This window comes from Shewanella zhuhaiensis (assembly GCF_022484835.1).
GTDB lineage: Bacteria > Pseudomonadota > Gammaproteobacteria > Enterobacterales > Shewanellaceae > Shewanella > Shewanella khirikhana.
In genome coordinates this window covers 403,780-419,093 of sequence record NZ_JAKUDL010000001.1, presented here as the reverse complement: position 1 = coordinate 419,093, position 15,314 = coordinate 403,780, and the positions used below count along the sequence as shown (strand labels likewise).

Below are 15,314 nucleotides of genomic sequence, written 5' to 3'. Positions count from 1 at the left end.
TTATTCCCCGCCTTAACGCAAGACAGCAGGCCAATTGGGTGGCCTGCTGTTATTGCTGTTCGCGCTTAGCCCGCGGTCTTCACCGTCACAAACTCGGGATAGGCATCGATACCACAGTCGGACGCATCCATGCCATTGTACTCTTCCTCTTCGCTGACGCGGATCCCCATGGTCTTTTTGAGCACCAGCCACACCACAAAGGAAGCGCCGAACACCCAGGCAAAGATAGAGACAATGCCGAACAGCTGGCCGGTAAGAGTGGCATCGGCGTTTGACAGCGGCACAAGCAGCAACCCGAAGATACCGGCTACGCCGTGCACCGAAATGGCGCCCACAGGGTCATCGATACGCACACGGTCAAAGCCGACGATGGAAAACACCACCAGACCACCGGCCACCAGACCAATCACAGCCGCCAGCCCCAGTGAGGGTGACAAAGGATCGGCAGTAATGGCCACCAGACCGGCCAGGGCGCCGTTTAAGATCATGGTCAAATCTGCCTTGCCCCAAATCATTTTGCACACCACCAGCGCCGAGATGGCACCAAAAGCCGCTGCCGAGTTGGTGTTCACGAAAATCTTGCCTACCGAAGTAGCGTTGGCCGCATCAGATACCATCAGCTGCGAGCCGCCGTTGAAGCCAAACCAGCCCATCCACAGGATAAACATCCCCAGTGTGGCCATAGGCAGGTTGGAGCCAGGGATAGGATTTACCTGACCTTTGGGGCCATATTTGCCTTTACGGGCACCCAGCAGAATCACCCCGGACAGCGCCGCTGCAGCACCGGCCATATGCACAATGCCGCTGCCGGCAAAATCCACAAAACCTGCTGCGCTGACAAAGCCGCCGCCCCAGGTCCAGAAACCTTCAACAGGGTAGATAACTGCGGTCATCACCACAGAGAAAGCCAAGAAAGCCCACAGCTTCATGCGTTCAGCCACAGCGCCGGAGACGATGGACATGGAAGTGGCCACAAACACCACCTGGAAGAAGAAGTCAGATTCCAGCGAATGGTCGGCATCTGCCGCCTGGCTGCCAATCAGGGCACCAAAGCTTGGCAACCAGCCGCCTTCCGGGTTGTCCACGTACATGATGTTGTAGCCCACAATCAGGTAGGTGATACAGGCAATGGAGTACAGGCACACGTTTTTGGTCAGGATTTCAGTGGTGTTTTTGGAGCGCACCAGGCCTGCCTCCAACATGGCGAAACCCGCTGCCATCCACATTACCAACGCGCCGGATATTAAAAAGTAAAAGGTATCCAGTGCAAATCTCAGTTCGGCCACGGTCAGGCCCAGTTTGCTTAACTCTTCCATTTCCCCTCCCCCTTACAGTGCTTCGTCGTCGGTTTCGCCGGTACGAATACGCACCGCCTGCTCGAGATCGATAACAAAAATCTTGCCGTCGCCAATCTTGCCGGTGTGAGCAGCCTTTACGATGGCTTCCACCAACAGATCAACGTTTTCCGCCTTGGTGGCGATATCCAGTTTGATCTTGGGCAGAAAATCCACCTGATATTCGGCGCCCCGATACAACTCGGTATGCCCCTTTTGACGGCCAAATCCTTTGACCTCTGTTACCGTCATTCCCTCTATTCCCATGCCCGCAATGGCTTCACGCACATCGTCGAGTTTGAAAGGTTTGATGATTGCACTCACCAGTTTCATCCCGGCCTCCAGTTATTGTTGTCAGTCTGTTCTGGCTTAGGATTTACAAGCATCAGGCCAAGATTTCATCTTGCTGTTTTTATTGAAAATACCTTTTACGCACCCCAACATTGGTGCATAAAAACGCACAAATGAAGTGCAGCTATGCAGCCTATGCACCAAGCTGGTGCATATGACTTATGGCTTATTGGCATCGACGGGGAAAAGGAGTTTACTGGAGCAAAAAAGGAGATAACCCATGCTGACCCCAAACGAAACGGCCCTGGTTGTGGTAGATGTTCAGGGAAAACTCGCCCGCCTGATGCAAAACTCTGAAGCGCTGCACCAACAACTGATCACCCTGATAAGCGGCGCGCGTATTTTCGATATGCCCATACTGTGGCTGGAGCAACTGCCCGAAAAGCTCGGCTCCACCTCAGAAGAGCTGCAACTGGTGCTCGAAGGCCTAAGCCCCATCGCCAAGGAACACTTCAGCGCCTGGCCCTGCGATGCCTTTCGCGAAGCACTGCAGGCCAGCGGCCGTAAGCAGGTACTGCTGTGCGGCATAGAAACCCATATCTGCGTGTATCAGACCTGTCGCGACCTGTTGGACAATGGTTTTGGGGTGCATCTGGTGGCCGATGCCATGGGATCTCGCACCAGCGAAAACAAGGCGTTGGGACTGGAGATGATGCGCGAGGCCGGCGCCCGACTCACCAATGTGGAATCGCTACTGTTTGAGCTGCAACACCACGCGGTGGGCGACAGCTTCAGAGCGCTGCTGAAACTCATCAAATAAAGCCTGCACGCCACACGCCCGATGTAGCAGCGCAGCCAAAGAAAAGCCCCCGCGATGCGGGGGCTTTGAGTATGCAGGCTTGGGGTTTGCTGCTTACTTATAGGTCGCTTCGCGAGCCTTGGCTTCTTCTTCCCACTTGGGCAGCAGTTCTTTCTTGAACTTCTCTTTCTCAGCCTTCATCTTGTCCATGTCCATACCCAGGGCAGCCTGAGCTTTGGCCTTGGTAGAGATATCAGGCAGTTCGATAGGCTGTTTCACACCCTTGGTGGCCAGCAGCTGCGCCAGCTGTACGCGGGCATTGGCCGCCTTGTCTACCGCAGTACCCAGAACACGCAGGGCTTCGGCAGGGGCGTGAGCAGACACACCGTGAGAAGCAATCGCGTAGTCCCAGCGCCACTGAGCGTGACGAATGTTGGTCAGGATTGGCTTCATTTCTTCTTCGGTCGCACCGGCTTTCCAGGCGGCACCGGCTTCGAAGTGAGCGGCTACCAGCTGAGTTTCAGCCTTGCCTTTGAGCTCCATCACTTTTGACTTGTTGTCTTTGTAGACAGTCAGCATGTGCTCTTTGTCCTGGCTGTGACAGGTACCACAGGTTTCTTCGAAGCGATCGAATGGGTTACCCACTTTGTGATCGGTGAACTTCTTGCCCTGCTCGTTGGTCACTTTTGGCATGTGACAGTCAACACAAGACACATTGTTCTGACCGTGAGTACCCAGCTTCCAGGTTTCATAACCAGGGTGCTGCGCTTTCAGCATTGGGGTCTTGGATACGGCGTGGGTCCAATCAACAAACTGGATAGCATCGTAGTAAGCTTCCATGTTTTCAACAGTGGTGCCACCGTCCCATGGGAACTTCACGAAGCCCTTACGGCCGTCAACTTTCTCGAAGTAGTACTCAACGTGACACTGGGCGCACACCATGGACTCTTTGTCCTGCTTGGAGGCTTTGTCAAATGGAGTACCAATGGCTTCCATCGCGCGCTCAGCGAATGGGCGGGACAGACGCAGTTTAGGTGAGCCTTTCTCGTGGCAGTCGCTGCAACCAATGGTATTGGCCACTTCGGCGCCGCCCTTGGCCCACTTGCCTTTAAAGTAGCCGTCCTCGCCCTGCTCTTCGATCAGGCGGGGTACGTCAGGGCTCTTACAGCTCCAGCACGCCATTGGCATTGGGCCGTCTTCTGCAGAAGTCGGGCCGCCGGTACGCAGGGTGTTACGTACGTCGCTCAGGGCATACATGTGACCGCGCGGTGCATTGTAATCTTTGGCAAAACCATAACCGGCCCACAGAATAACCAGCGCAGGATCCTGACCAAGGGCATCGGTCAGAGCTTCGCTTTCGGCAGTGGCATGCCAGCTGTTGTATTGCTTACTGAATTTGTCTTTGTATACTTCACTGCGTGGCTCGGTTTTTTCACTGGCCATCGCGCCGGCAGCTACAAAGCTGGCGGCGACCAATGCGCTGAGCGCAAAGGATTTTCCGTTAAGCTTTTTCACCATCTCATCTCCGTGTTGCGTTATTGTGTTTCTGAATATCCACGACATCTCCAGGGTCAAAGTTAGACCTGATCCCCCCCTTATTACATACCCCATAAGGGGTATCAGAGCTAAAGTTTGCACAAGATCAACATATGGATGTGTCTTTGTTCACACTTTTGCTGCTTAAGGGATGTGGTAAAGAAAAAGCTAATGTAGAACATACACTTTAGTCGTAAACACTCCGACACCGATTTACAGGGAGCGCCATGAAACGCGGCAGCCTGACGTCCAAAATTCTCGGTCTGATGATGATCCTCATCCTGCTCTCCAGCGGCCTGTCGATTTTCGCTCTCGCCAACCTGTCTTACAGCTTAGGCGATGCCCGTGCCATCAACGCCTCCGGCTCGCTGCGGATGCAAAGTTACCGGCTGATGTTCTATGCCAATTCCGGCAGTGAAGAAGCCGCCGAGAAAATCCGCGAGTTCGAAACCACCCTGTATTCCCCCGCCCTGAAACGTTCGCTGGACTGGAGCACGCCCCAACGGCTGAAAGACCAATACCTGCTGGTTATCGATAAATGGAAGGTGATGAAGTACTTCATCGAAGAAGAAAACTCACGCCTGTACGCTTCATCGCTGAAGGACTTTGTCGACACCATCGACCTGCTGGTGCTGGAAACCGAGCACCACGCCGCCTTTAAACTGCGGCTGCTGGCGGCCAGTCAGCTGATTGGCCTGGGGCTGATGCTGGCCATCGCCCTGGTAGCGGTGCGCTACACCAAGCGCAAGGTGGTAGAGCCATTGAATCAGTTGATGATTTCGGCCAACACCATCTCCAAGGGCAACTTTGATGTGGACATGCCACAGACCGAATACATAGAGCTGCAGGCGCTGGCCGATGCGCTGGACTCCACCGCCAAAGAACTCTCGGCCCTGTATGGCGATCTCGAATCTCAGGTGCAGGAAAAGACCCACGCCCTCACCCGCGCCAATCAGGAGCTGAGTTTCCTGTACGATAATCTGGTGATGCTCCACGGCAAGAGCCTCGATTACAAGGCGCTCAAGGGCGCGCTGGATCAGCTCAAGGAATATGAGCATCTGGATCATCTGCGCCTGGTGATCCAGTACGAAGACGATACCGACGAAGCCATTGAAGCCGACGGTGGCTGGCCTGCGGATACAGAGGCCTCCTGCCGCTTCCCGCTCACCTTCGAACATACGGATCTGGGGTACCTCGAGATGGTCTCCGGCAAGACTCCCAACCGCCCCTTATTTGAAAACTTCGCCATCATGCTGGCTCGCTCAATTCTCATTCACCAATCGGCCGAGCAGCGTCAGCAATTGGCGCTGATGGAAGAGCGCGGCGTGATTGCCCGCGAACTGCACGACTCCCTCGGTCAGGTCTTGTCGTTTCTGAAAATTCAAATCAACCTGCTGCGCAAAGGCCTGGATGACAGCTGCCGTAATCAGCAGGTAGAAGAACAACTTAACGAGATTAACGAAGGGGTGAACAGCGCCTATGCTCAGCTCAGAGAGCTGCTGTCGACCTTCCGCCTGACCATCAAGGAGCCCAATCTCAAGCATGCGCTCGAAGCCATGCTCGAGCAGCTTCGCAGCCAAACCGATGTGAAACTGCGGATTGATTACGGCATTCGTGAGCAGCTGCTGGGTGCCAATCAACATATCCACATTCTGCAGTTAACCCGCGAAGCCACACTGAATGCCATCAAGCATGCCAATGCCAGAGAAATTGTGATTCAGTGCTGTAAAAACGCCGAAGGTATGATTAACATCAGCATCAGCGATGATGGCATCGGTCTTGAACACCTGAAAGAACGTGACCAACACTTTGGCATTGGCATCATGCATGAACGGGCCAGCAAACTGGATGGTCAACTGAGTTTTTCAAGCAACGAAGCCGGGGGCACCACTGTCACCCTGACGCTTCCCCCACATCAGGAGCCTAATCAACATGGGTAAACCCTATTCAGTTCTGGTCGTTGACGACCATCCCCTGCTGCGCCGTGGTATTTGTCAGCTTATTACTTCTGATAAGGATTTTACCCTGTTCGGTGAAGCTGGCAGCGGCCTGGACGCTTTAAGCGCCGTGGCCACCGATGAGCCGGACATAGTGCTGCTGGATCTGAACATGAAAGGCATGTCGGGGCTCGACACCTTAAGCGGTCTGCGCCAGGAAGGGGTGACGTCACGCATCGTTATCCTCACGGTATCCGATGCCAAGCAGGACGTTATCCGCCTGCTGCGCGCCGGTGCCGATGGCTATCTGCTTAAAGACACAGAGCCGGATCTGCTGCTGGAAAAACTCAAAGAAGCCATGCTGGGCCACAGGGTGATCAGCGAAGCAGTTGAGGAATACCTGTTTGAGCTTAAGAATGCCACCGACGAAAACGAGTGGATTGATGCGCTCACGCCACGTGAGCTGCAAATTCTTGAGCATCTGGCCGAAGGCATGAGCAACCGTCTGATTTCGGAGCAGCTGCACATCAGCGAAGGCACGGTGAAGGTGCACGTGAAAAACCTGCTGCGTAAGGCTGGCGCCAAGTCCCGCACCGAAATGGCCGTGCGCTACTTAAACCGCTGATCAAAAAGATCTATCTAAAATCATAAAGGCAGCCGAGGCTGCCTTTTTTATTGGGTCTGCTGTAAAGCGGCTCGTGCGCGCAAAGCGCAATTCAGTCGGCTCAGCGGCTGTCTTTTAAAAACTGCTGCCAGCTTGTCAGCGCCGTCTGTAAATCTTCCAGACCGCAGCTTGCTTCCAGCTCGCTGTCGTACAGTGCCATGCCGTCATCCAGCTCTTCATCGTGGTTGACGCCAAGCACATTGGCAAACACCCTGGCCTGCTCTGTATCCAGCTCAACGCTGAACTCGCGGCCGGTTTTGCGCCATTCACGCTCACCGCCGTTGAGCAGCGCCTCGATGGCCGTCAGCACCTCGGTAATTGCCGTTTGATCGTCACCGAGCTCTTCACCAAACCAGCGCCCCATGACCTCATGTTCCATACTGAAACGCGCCAAAACCGAGCCATCCAGCCCGTTGCGGCGAAATTCATACTCCATCGGAATATCCACAACCATTAATCAATAAGCCAATTTTATCCCATTGCGGCCAAGCTTTCCTCCATCGCCATCACGCAGGTCGCTTGAAACCTGCCGCCGGTATAGGCTAGTGTCTGAAAAACCGTTGAAAAGGAATGCACTATGTCCCATGGCTTTGTGTACAGTCTGTGGCTCAGTGGCGAGCGGGCCGGTGAAGCCCTAAGCGCCGAGGCACTGGCACAGTGGACGCCGGAGCAGGGCAATATCTGGGTTCACCTGAACTACCACTCCAAAGATGCCCGCGAATGGCTGCAGGGCTCAGATCTGCCGCCGCTGGAAATCGATGCGCTCTTGTCCCGTGATACCCGTCCCCGCGCCATCGCCAATGAAAGCGGCATTCTGGTGGCGCTGAGAGGCGTGAACATGAACCCCGATTCGGCGCCGGAAGACATGGTGGCGCTGAGGCTCTACGCCGATAAGCACCGTATCGTCAGTGCCTGTCGCCGTGGCTTGCAGTCGGTTAAAGAGCTGGCCGAGCAGATTGGCAAGCGCGCAGGCCCAGCCACGCCGGCAGACTTTATTTTGTCGCTGTGCGATAAGTTAACTCTCAGAAAAACCGACTTTATCAATAGTCTGGAAGAGAAGCTTGACGATCTCGAAGAGCAAATCGTCACCGGCAACAGCCGCGATCTGCGTAACGACATTGCTGAGCTTAGACGCCAAACCGTGATGGTGCGCCGCTATCTAGCGCCCCAGCGGGAAGCCTTTGCTGCGCTGCAAACCGAAACCGGCCACCTGTTTAAAAAGACTGAACAGCTGAAAATGCGCGAGATCCGCGATCGTCTCACCCGCGCCATTGAAGATCTCGATGCCCTGAAAGACAGGGCCAGCGTAACCCACGAAGAACTGATGAGCCGCCAGTCAGAAGAGTTAAACCAGCGGCTGTACTTCCTGTCACTGGTAACGGCGGTGTTCCTGCCGCTGGGCTTTTTAACCGGGCTGCTGGGGGTCAATATTGGTGGCATCCCCGGCGCCGATACCCCCTGGGCCTTTGGTGCCTTTTGTTTACTGCTGCTGATCCTGGTGCTGGGGCAGCTGTGGCTGTTTTACCGTAAACGCTGGCTGTAGCCGCCGGAGCCTTGCGACATCCTGGACACCTGCCACAAAAAAAGACGCCATCAGGCGTCTTTTTTATTTCAGCTCAGTGAGTTATCAGTGAGCGTGAGTATCTTCAGCTTTGGCTTCAACGGCTGGGGCTTTCTCGATAGACACCAGCTCAACTTCGAATACCAGGGTAGAGTTGGCAGGAATGGTGCCGTTGTCACGCTCACCGTAAGCCAGCTCAGCAGGGATAACGAAGCGATACTTTGAACCTACTGGCATCAGCTGCACGCCTTCAGTCCAACCGGCGATAACGCGGTTCAGCGGGAACTTGGCTGTTTGGCCGCGATCGTAAGAGCTGTCGAACTTGGTGCCATCGATCAGGGTGCCAACATAGTGCACTTCAACCACGTCTTCGGCGGCTGGCTTGTCACCGTTACCGGCAGTCAGCACTTCGTATTGCAGACCGGATTCAGTGGTGGTCACGCCTTCTTTGGCCTTGTTGGTTTCCTGATACTTTTTGCCTTCTTCCAGGTTCTTGGAAGCCATGGCTTCAGCTTGTTCGATACGCTTGTCGTTCAGCTTCTTGTCCAGGTTTTGCAGCACTGTCTGCATTTCTTCTTCGGTCAGCTTGAGGTTGCTGTTCAGGCCATTGGCGAAGCCTTCGATGATCAGAGCGCGATCAACTGGCAGACCCAGATCTTCCTGTTCCTTGATGTGACCTGACATGTAGCTGCCGATAGAGGCACCCACGCTGTAAGCTTCTTTTTGCGCTTCGGTGGTCAGGGTAACAGCTGGAGCAACTTCAGTTGCTTTTTCTTCTTGATTACAAGCAGTTAAACCTACTACAGCCAGAGCGACCAGAGAGTATTTATAAATAGATTTCATTGAAGCTTCCTTAGCATCCTCAAGTGGTTACAATAACCTTTGTTATAAATCGAACCGACCCACTTTATACTAGTTACTAAGCTTATGCCATGGGCAGCGCCAAGTGAGGGCCGTCCGGGAACCCAGACAGCAGTGAGACCGAGGCATGTGGAATAAGTTCATCACTTTTTTTCTGTGGCTGCCCCTGCTGGCAAGCCTGCTTTTTGGCTGTGCCCCCAGAGACGCAGACAAGGTCATTACCCTGACCGACTCCCCCCTTTACGGCGCAGCGCTCAGTAAAGACGCCTCGTTGGCACTTATCAGCAGCGAGAGCGGCGGCGTTGAGCTGTGGCAGCTTGCCCCGCAAACCCTCAAATATCGCTGGCAGCATGGCGAGGCCAGCAACGAGTCGATGGAGCTGGCGCTGTCGGATAACGGCGCTTTCGCCGCTTCGTTAAGCCGGGATTCAGTTGCCCTGTGGAGGATAGAGGACGGCGCCCAGGTGGGCTGGTGGAGCTTGCCTTCCCCAGGGCAAGCGGTGGCCGTTGCCAATCAGGGCAGTCTGCTGGTAGGGCTGATTGATGGCTCTGTGATGTCACTGGTCGCCGGACAAACCAAGCTTATTCGTTTTCTTGGCCACAGCGAAAAGGTCAACAGCGTAGCCCTGTCTGCCGACGGCAGCCTGGCGCTGAGTGGTGGAAACGATTACCGCGCTATCCTGTGGCAAGCCACCACGGGTCAGCCACTGCATGAACAAAGCTTCGATGCGCGGGTATTGTCAGTAGCACTCTCATCCGATGGCGAACTGGCCTTTGCCGCCGACGCCAAAGCCAATGCACGGATTTTTGCCAGCCGCAGCGGCAAAACCGTCAGCGATCTTCGGATAAAACAGCGCAGCATGACCTTCTCGGCCACCCGCTTTACCAAAGACAATCAGATACTGCTGACCGGCACGCCCTTTCGCGAAGTGCTGCGTTGGCAGACAAAAGATGGAAAATTGGCCGGTCGCTGGCAAGTTAGCCTGGCAACCCGCCCCCAAATCAAAGGTGCCGTTGTATACTCGGTAGCCGAAACCACCCAGCCAAGTCCTGTTGTCAGTATCAGCAGCACGGGCAGGGTCGAATATTGGTCACAGAGGTAGTAATGCAAACAGATTTACAGGCACTGCAACGGGAAATTGAAGAGCTGCAAACCAAGCTCGCTTTCACCGAAATGACGGTAGAAGAGCTGAATCAGGAGGTTATCCGCCTCAATGATATGGTAGCCAGGCAGACCTATACCCTGGAGTTGGTTGTCAACAAACTCAAGGCCATGGAGCCGAGCAATATCGCCTCAGAATCTGAAGAAACGCCCCCACCTCACTACTGATTGGAAGAAGGCCAGGGATGACCCAAGTTCAAGTTGCAGCCATAGTTACCACAGGTGCCGAGGTGCTCTACCGCCAAGCGCTGCCCGTGACCGAGTTCAACGCCGCTCTTGGCGAGCTGGCGCGCACCCTGATGTTGACCATGGAGCAGGCCAGTGGCGTGGGGATTGCCGCGCCGCAGATTGGTGTCAGCCAGCGGCTGTTTATCGTGGCGTCACGTCCGAACGAGCGTTATCCCGATGCGCCGGAAATGGCGCCACTGCTGATGGTAAACCCCGAGCTGCTGGGTCATAGCGAGGAGACTGAGGATGGTGAAGAAGGTTGCCTTTCAGTACCGGGCACCCGCCTCAGTATTGCGCGCTACCGCTGGGTCGATGCCCGCTGGCAGGATGCGCAGGGTAAACACCACCAGCAAAGGCTCGATGGGTTTATTGCAAGGATTTTCCAGCATGAGCTGGACCACCTCGACGGCATCACCTTGCTGGAGCGCATCCAACTGCAGGAGCGCAGCCCGGCATGAAGCGACTTTCCTCGGTACTGTTCACCCTCACATTACCCTTTGTCCTTGGCGGCTGTGCCATGGGCAGCCTGTTCATCAGCTATCCCTCGCAGATGGCACCGGTCAAACAGTCGCTGTCGGGACCCACTCCCTTGGCTGCGCTGCCGGAACTTGCCGCCGAAATCAGCTCCCGCGATGGCCTGCTGTATGCTCAGGAAGCAGGACGGGTGGCCCAGGTGGGCGGCGACTTCAAGGCCAGCCAGAGCTACTACCAGACCGCCATCGCCGCTTACGCCCGCTTTGACGACAAAGCGCTGGTGAGCGTCAGCGATCTGGGTGCCAACGCTGGTAGTCTGGTGCTGAACGATAATGTGATCCCCTATCGCGGCCCCGGCTTCGAGCGCATCATGGTGCACCAGTATCAAGCGCTCAATTATCTGATGCAAAACGACTTTGATGGCGCTTTGGTGGAAGTGCGCCGCGCCAACGAACTTCAGGCGCTGGAGCAAAAACGCTACGAGAAATCCAAAGACTCAGTAAAAGCCATGGCCAATGGCACTGTGGATGCCGAGATGAACCGTCTTGGCCAGCAGGCCGGCTCGGTTACCAGCTCCTTTTTGAATGCTTACAGCTACTACACCACGGGGCTGTTGCACGAGCTGCTTGGCGAAGAAAACGACGCCTTTATCGATTATCGCAAGGCGGCACAGATTTTCCCCGGCAATCGCTATCTGGAGCAGGATTTGGTGCGGCTGGCAAAGCAACTTTCGATGCCACAGTACGATGAATTCAAGGCCCGTTTTGGCGATGCCCGCCTGCCAAAGCAGGACGAAGGCCAACTGGTGGTATTGGTCGAGCGAGGCTTTGTACCCGAAAAGCAGGCGCTGACAGTGCCCTTTACCATAGATGGCAACTGGCTCACAGTCTCGCTGCCAACCTACGGCGGCGGCTTTGGCCCGGTTCCACCGGCCAGCATTGCCGGTCTGGATAAGCCGCTCAGTGCCGCGCCCATCGCCAACATCGATGCGCTGGCCATCAACGCCCTGAAAGAAGACATGCCTATGCTGCTTTTGCGTCAGGCCGCGAGGGTTTATGCCAAATCTGAGCTGACCCGCAGCGTCGAGAGTGACTCCAAGAAAAGGCGCAATGATTTTGATGGCGCGGCAGTGGCGATGCAGATTTTCAACGTGCTCAGCGAGCAGGCCGACCGACGCAGCTGGCTTACGCTGCCAAGGCAGGCACAAATTGCCAGAAGCTATGCCAAAGCAGGCCAATATCGGCTGAGCTTGGGCGGCGCCAACACAGATATCAACATTGCGCCCGGCCAGACCACGCTGGTCTGGGCGATTGACACAGGCAACAACATCCGGTTTTATTCAATCAACATCAAGCGTAAATGGAACTGACTATGAAACACTTTAAACTGATTTTCATCCTGGCAGCGTCCCTGGGACTCGGCGCCTGTCAATCCAAGGTTGAGTACGGCGACGCCACCGAAGTGGAAACGGTGAACGAGAACTTCGGTTCCACCGATCTGCAGGCGATCACCTCCAAGATGGTCGACAGCATGCTGACCTTCCCGCCTGTGGTGGCCATTACCGCCAACGAGCGTCCAATCATTTTTGTTGACAAAATCAAGAACAAAACCTCCGAGCATATTGATACTGAGTCAGTCACCGACTCTATCAGCAACAAGCTGCTGCGCTCAGGCAAGTTCCGTTTTATCGACATGACCAAGGTAGATTCAGTGCGTAAGCAACTGGATTACCAGAACAATTCCGGCATGGTAGACCCATCCACCGCTATCCGCTTCGGCCGTCAAATCGGCGCTCAGTACATGCTCTATGGCAACCTGTCGAGCATTGTTAAGCAGGAAGGCAGCACCAAGGATGTGTACTACAAGATGACCATGCGTCTGATGGATTTGGAAACCGGCCTTATCGAATGGTCTGATGAAAAAGAAATCCGCAAGACCAAGTCCAAGTCATTCCTTGGCATGTAACTGGCTAACAGCTAAATAAAAAACCAGCGCAATGCGCTGGTTTTTTATTGCTGTGGTTTAAATAACTGTCGTTGCTTCTGCCACAACCAAATCCGTTTTAGCCAAGCGGCTACAGCCAAAGACCACCGACCAGCGCAAATCCGGCCACCAACGCCAATATCGGCAACCTCAGCACTTTGAGAGCAGCAAAACCCGCTACCACCAGCGCCATGTCAATTGGCCCAGCGACCGCAGAGAGCCAAATCGGCTGATACAAAGCACTCAGCAACAACCCAACCACGGCGGCATTCACCCCCGCCACAGCGCCTGCAATTCTTGGACGCTGACTGAGCCCTTCCCAGGCGGGCAGGAATGCCAGCAACAACAAAAAGCCCGGCAGGAAGATGGCCAGCGTGGCAATCAATGCCCCTAACACCGCATCGCCCGTGGCCGCATCGGCGCCCAAAAATGTCGCCAGGGTAAACATAGGGCCAGGAATGGCCTGCGCCGCGGCGTACCCGGTTAAGAAGCGGTCGGCCGACATCAGCTCGCTGAAGTGTCCTTCAAGCAAAGGCAGCACCACATGGCCACCGCCAAACACCAGCGAACCGGCCTGGAAGTTCACTGCCCCCAGCCAGGCCTCGCCGCCGCCACTGAAGGCATCGACACCATAAAACGCGCCGCCAAGCAGCAGGGCAAAGGCAAGCAGCCAGCCCCAGCCAATCCCAGCCAGTTTACCGCCCGCTTCACCGGCCGGCGACAAATAGCCAACGCCCACCACCGCGGCGAGCCCCAGCACCACAAACTGCACCCAGCTGAGGCCAAACAGCAACAGGGCTATAGTGCTGGCCGCCATAATCAGCCTGGCAACCGTGCTTTGGCAAAACTGGCGAAACATACCCAGACAGGCATCCATCACCACCACGACCGCCAGCAGTTTCAGGCCGTGAATCAGCCCCTCAAACCAGGATTGCCCCAGAAGGTTGGCGCTGGTCACCGCCAGCAGGTACATCAGCATCGCCGACGGCAGAGTAAAACCAACGAAAGCGGCAATGGCGCCGCCCAGGCCACCGCGGGTCAGACCAATGGCAAAGCCCAGCTGGCTCGAACCAGGCCCCGGCAAAAACTGCGACAGGGCTACCAGCGCCCCAAAACGGCGCTCATCGACCCAATTGAGTTCATTGACAAAGGTGTGTCTGAAATAACCGATATGAGCGGCAGGACCGCCAAAGCTGGTGAGGCCCAGCATGAAAAAACGCACAAAAATCTGCCACATGAATACGCATCTCCCGCAAAGATTCGGCCTCAGATTATGACATCTTTATTGCATGGAGTTGACAGAAAAGACCACCGCCGAAGCGGTGGGTTCCAACATGGAATCACAGGACGATGAAATGCGGTTGCCAGGGACAACCCAGTGCAGGCGATCCCTTGCCGTGCAACTGCCGACACTCACTACCGGCAGTGTGCCCAAAGCACATCCATTGCACTTTTTAGCGGGCATAGCCGGAACAAACCGGCTGGCCCATAGGTATAAGGTGAACAGCATGGAAATTGCTGTAGCATTTTGTACGCTCTTTGTTAATTTTGCTTAAATTCACAGTCGGCGGTGGTAGGCTGTGCATAAGAAGGCGTTCAGAAAAGAAACGCCCACAGTTCCACATAAGGCACCGACATTAGATGAAGTATTTCCGATTGTTGTTGATCCTGCTGCCCCTGTGTAGCGGCGCCCGCGCCGAGGAATTGCAGCAGGTCGCCCCGGGCGACTGGCAGGTTTCCCTGGCGCTGGGCTACGGCATGCTGGAAAACCCCAGAGCCAAAACCGAAAACATCACCACCTATGTGTTGCCGAGTTGGTATTACTATGGCGATCGTTTCTATGTGGAAAACTTCACCCTGGGTTACAGCCTCTATGAAAACGACTGGATCTCGGTCGATCTTCAGGGCCAGCTCAACGATGACGGCATCTTTTTCGAATACGACGGCGTAGGTAAGCTGCTGCTGTCCGACATCATGGGCTTTACCCCCATCCGCGAACCCATTAGCCGCCCCGGCCGGGAAGTAGAGCCGACACCGGCGGTCGAGCGCAAACTCTCTTACATGGCCGGAATAAGCGCCACCTGGTACACCCCGGCATTTGATTTGACCACAGGAGTCTTCCACGATGTCACCGGAGTACACAATGGCTATGAATGGCAACTAAGTGCCCGCAAAGCCTATGGCTGGTCCTGGGGCGCCCTCGGGCTCGAAGCTGGCGGCGTATACAAAAATGCCGACCTGGTCGACTACTACTACAACGTCCGTCCGGAGGAATTCGCGCGTCCCATTCGGCTAAAACCGATGGAAGCGGCCACCAACTGGTATGTCAAAGCCGTGCTGAATGTTCCCATTACCGACAGCCTGACCTTTGTTACCACCCTTAAACACACCCAGCTCGGCAAACCCATCCGCGACAGCGTCCTTATCGATGCTGACGGCTATTTCGCCGGGTTTGTCGGTGTCAGTTACAGCTTTTAAGGAGACT

17 protein-coding genes are annotated in these 15,314 nt (G+C 55.2%); 11 read left to right on the top strand and 6 right to left on the bottom strand.

What is annotated here, in order from left to right; all coding sequences use genetic code 11:
• Positions 1–65: 65 nt before the first annotated feature.
• Both MJ923_RS01765 and MJ923_RS01760 read right to left on the bottom strand, forming a co-directional pair.
• A complete protein-coding gene (locus MJ923_RS01765; RefSeq protein ID WP_240589649.1) occupies positions 66–1,316 on the bottom strand; it encodes an ammonium transporter in 1,251 nt (416 codons plus the stop codon).
• 12 nt (positions 1,317–1,328) lie between these two features.
• A complete protein-coding gene (locus tag MJ923_RS01760; RefSeq protein WP_126165812.1) occupies positions 1,329–1,667 on the bottom strand; it encodes a P-II family nitrogen regulator in 339 nt (112 codons plus the stop codon).
• A 238-nt stretch (positions 1,668–1,905) separates the two neighbouring features.
• On the opposite strand from MJ923_RS01760, the gene MJ923_RS01755 reads away from it, so the two are divergent.
• Positions 1,906–2,445: a hydrolase gene (locus tag MJ923_RS01755; RefSeq protein ID WP_240589648.1), complete on the top strand. Its 540-nt coding sequence runs from the start codon at positions 1,906–1,908 to the stop codon at positions 2,443–2,445.
• 93 nt (positions 2,446–2,538) lie between these two features.
• Here MJ923_RS01755 and nrfA read toward each other — a convergent pair whose 3' ends face one another.
• Positions 2,539–3,942 (bottom strand): ammonia-forming nitrite reductase cytochrome c552 subunit, encoded by a 1,404-nt coding sequence (nrfA, locus tag MJ923_RS01750; RefSeq protein WP_240589647.1) that lies wholly within the window; start codon positions 3,940–3,942, stop codon positions 2,539–2,541.
• Positions 3,943–4,187: 245 nt separating this feature from the next.
• Between nrfA and narQ the strand changes: the two genes are divergently transcribed.
• Both narQ and MJ923_RS01740 read left to right on the top strand, forming a co-directional pair.
• Positions 4,188–5,900: a nitrate/nitrite two-component system sensor histidine kinase NarQ gene (gene narQ / locus MJ923_RS01745; RefSeq protein WP_240589646.1), complete on the top strand. Its 1,713-nt coding sequence runs from the start codon at positions 4,188–4,190 to the stop codon at positions 5,898–5,900.
• Complete coding sequence (locus MJ923_RS01740) at positions 5,893–6,522, top strand: response regulator (protein WP_240589645.1); 630 nt, start codon at positions 5,893–5,895, stop codon at positions 6,520–6,522. Before narQ ends, MJ923_RS01740 begins: the two co-directional genes overlap by 8 nt.
• A 100-nt stretch (positions 6,523–6,622) precedes the next feature.
• On the opposite strand, the gene MJ923_RS01735 is transcribed toward MJ923_RS01740, so the two are convergent.
• Positions 6,623–6,997, bottom strand: a complete 375-nt coding sequence (locus MJ923_RS01735) for a YacL family protein (protein WP_240589644.1) — start codon at positions 6,995–6,997, stop codon at positions 6,623–6,625.
• Between the two features lie 141 nt (positions 6,998–7,138).
• Here MJ923_RS01735 and MJ923_RS01730 point away from each other — a divergent pair, with 141 nt between their 5' ends.
• Positions 7,139–8,104: a zinc transporter ZntB gene (locus MJ923_RS01730; protein WP_240589643.1), complete on the top strand. Its 966-nt coding sequence runs from the start codon at positions 7,139–7,141 to the stop codon at positions 8,102–8,104.
• A gap of 84 nt (positions 8,105–8,188) precedes the next feature.
• Here MJ923_RS01730 and fkpA read toward each other — a convergent pair whose 3' ends face one another.
• Positions 8,189–8,965: an FKBP-type peptidyl-prolyl cis-trans isomerase gene (gene fkpA, locus MJ923_RS01725; RefSeq protein WP_240589642.1), complete on the bottom strand. Its 777-nt coding sequence runs from the start codon at positions 8,963–8,965 to the stop codon at positions 8,189–8,191.
• A 145-nt stretch (positions 8,966–9,110) separates the two neighbouring features.
• Between fkpA and MJ923_RS01720 the strand changes: the two genes are divergently transcribed.
• From MJ923_RS01720 to lpoB, 5 genes are read left to right on the top strand one after another with little or no spacing between them, the layout of a single operon-like run.
• Entirely contained in the window at positions 9,111–10,085 is a 975-nt protein-coding gene (locus MJ923_RS01720) for a WD40 repeat domain-containing protein (RefSeq protein ID WP_240589641.1), read from the top strand.
• Positions 10,086–10,087: 2 nt separating this feature from the next.
• A complete protein-coding gene (locus MJ923_RS01715; protein WP_240589640.1) occupies positions 10,088–10,312 on the top strand; it encodes a SlyX family protein in 225 nt (74 codons plus the stop codon).
• Positions 10,313–10,329: 17 nt separating this feature from the next.
• A complete protein-coding gene (def, locus tag MJ923_RS01710) occupies positions 10,330–10,830 on the top strand; it encodes a peptide deformylase (RefSeq protein ID WP_240589639.1) in 501 nt (166 codons plus the stop codon).
• On the top strand, positions 10,827–12,215 hold the full coding sequence (locus MJ923_RS01705; protein WP_240589638.1) for a COG3014 family protein: 1,389 nt from the start codon (positions 10,827–10,829) through the stop codon (positions 12,213–12,215). Before def ends, MJ923_RS01705 begins: the two co-directional genes overlap by 4 nt.
• 2 nt (positions 12,216–12,217) lie before the next feature.
• Positions 12,218–12,811 (top strand): penicillin-binding protein activator LpoB, encoded by a 594-nt coding sequence (gene lpoB, locus MJ923_RS01700; protein ID WP_164551116.1) that lies wholly within the window; start codon positions 12,218–12,220, stop codon positions 12,809–12,811.
• A gap of 109 nt (positions 12,812–12,920) precedes the next feature.
• Here the strand turns inward: lpoB and chrA are convergent, their stop codons facing one another.
• Positions 12,921–14,066, bottom strand: coding sequence for a chromate efflux transporter (gene chrA / locus MJ923_RS01695; RefSeq protein WP_240589637.1), 1,146 nt, complete (start codon positions 14,064–14,066; stop codon positions 12,921–12,923).
• Positions 14,067–14,118: 52 nt separating this feature from the next.
• On the opposite strand from chrA, the gene MJ923_RS01690 reads away from it, so the two are divergent.
• Both MJ923_RS01690 and MJ923_RS01685 read left to right on the top strand, forming a co-directional pair.
• Positions 14,119–14,385, top strand: a complete 267-nt coding sequence (locus tag MJ923_RS01690) for a hypothetical protein (RefSeq protein ID WP_240589636.1) — start codon at positions 14,119–14,121, stop codon at positions 14,383–14,385.
• Positions 14,386–14,470: 85 nt separating this feature from the next.
• Entirely contained in the window at positions 14,471–15,307 is an 837-nt protein-coding gene (locus MJ923_RS01685) for a MipA/OmpV family protein (protein WP_240589635.1), read from the top strand.
• Positions 15,308–15,314 lie beyond the last annotated feature (7 nt).